Below are 1490 nucleotides of genomic sequence, written 5' to 3'. Positions count from 1 at the left end.
CCCGCGCGACCGGTGTCGCGCGGGCGCTCCCGGGGGAACCCGGCGCTGCCCGATCAGGCAGCCGGCCCGCCCGGCCGCCCTCGTGCGGACCCCTCAGATCAGTCCCTGGCGCAGCGCGTAGGCGACCGCGTGCGAGCGGTTGCGCAGCTGCAGCCGGGTGGTGACGTCGTGCAGCACGTTCTTGACGGTGCGTTCGGAGTAGGCGAGCTGCTGCGCGATCTCCCGGGTGTCGAACCCCTCGGAGACCAGCCGCAGCACGTCGATCTCGCGCTGGTGCAGGCCGGAGAAGGAGATCCCCCGGGGGTCGAGCACCTGGCGCTGCAGCCGTCCCATCTGCTCCAGCAGCCGGCCCAGCAGGTCGGGCGGGATCGCCCCCTCGCCGCGCACGGCCGCGCTCAGCGTGCGGACCAGCTGGTCGGCGTTGGCCTCCGAGCGCCGCAGCAGCCCCACCACCCCGCACTCCACGGCGGTGGCCAGCGCGCCGGCGTCCGGTGCGGAGAGCACCAGCACCAGGCGGCCGGGCAGGTTGCGGCGCAGGGCCCGCAGCTGGGTGACGGTGCGCTGGTCCAGGGTGTCGGCCACCACCAGGACCACGTCCGCCTGGGCGGCCTCCGACTGGTCCAGCAGCCGCAGTTCGGGCCTGGTGCGCAACTGCGCGGCGACCCCGGACTGCGAGATGGGGTCGTCGGCCTGGATCCGGACGGCTATCCGATGCACGTTCATTCCTTTACTTCCTCCCGTGACGCCCCCGGCCCGCAGGCCGTTCGGGCAACCCCGCCCCCGGGGTAGCCGGGGCTCAGCTTGGACGGCGCCGCCTACCAGGCACCTGCCAAGCGCTTACCAGGTGCCTGCCGGACCGCCGCACTCCTGCCGGTCGGTCAACAGGCGCTCAACGCGCGGCGGTCGGACCCGGGCGGACCTCTGCGGACCGGGGTCCGCCGCGGTCCGCCCGACCTCGGTCAGCACGCGATCAACAACCCCTCCCAGGACGGCCCGTCCGGGCCGGGCGACCAGGCCGGACGGGCCGACCCGCTGCCCGCCCGGCCGCCCGCCCGGTACCGACGGCCCGGCCCCACCGGACCGGGACCGGGGCCCGGACGGGCGTCCCACTCGGCGAGTTCACTCGCGAAGCGCTTCACCAGCGGCTCGATCCGGTAACCGCCACCGGGCAGCGGATCGAGCAGGTGGGCCTCGACCAGCGCGGTGAGCGCCGCCCGCAGGCAGGCCCGTGGGCGGTGCCGGAAGGAGCCCGGGGAGATCGGCCGGAACCGGTGGCCCGGCAGCCGCCCGAGCATCCGGAAGCACTCCTCCGCCGAGACCTCGGGCCCCGGGCACGGCCGCCCGTGCACCGCCGGCAGCTCATGCACCGCCGGCAGCTCGTACGCCCCCGGCGGCTCGTACACCCCCGCCGGTGCGTACGTCGCCGAAGGCCCGTACCCTCCCGGCGGCCCGGCGGCCAGCAGCGCGACGGGGGGCCCCCGCGCCCCCCG

At 76.4% G+C, this 1490-nt stretch carries 1 protein-coding gene and 1 pseudogene; both read right to left on the bottom strand.

The window, feature by feature from the left end:
- Positions 1 to 93 precede the first annotated feature (93 nt).
- Positions 94 to 723 carry a helix-turn-helix transcriptional regulator gene (locus ABD323_RS41045; protein WP_344447199.1) on the bottom strand — a complete coding sequence of 210 codons (630 nt, stop codon included), beginning with the start codon at positions 721 to 723 and terminating at the stop codon, positions 94 to 96.
- Between the two features lie 236 nt (positions 724 to 959).
- Positions 960 to 1490: pseudogene (locus tag ABD323_RS41040) on the bottom strand (hypothetical protein); the annotation flags it as partial.

This window comes from Kitasatospora nipponensis, from assembly GCF_039528135.1.
Lineage (GTDB): Bacteria > Actinomycetota > Actinomycetes > Streptomycetales > Streptomycetaceae > Kitasatospora > Kitasatospora nipponensis.
This window is presented reverse-complemented; position numbering and strand designations above follow the sequence as displayed.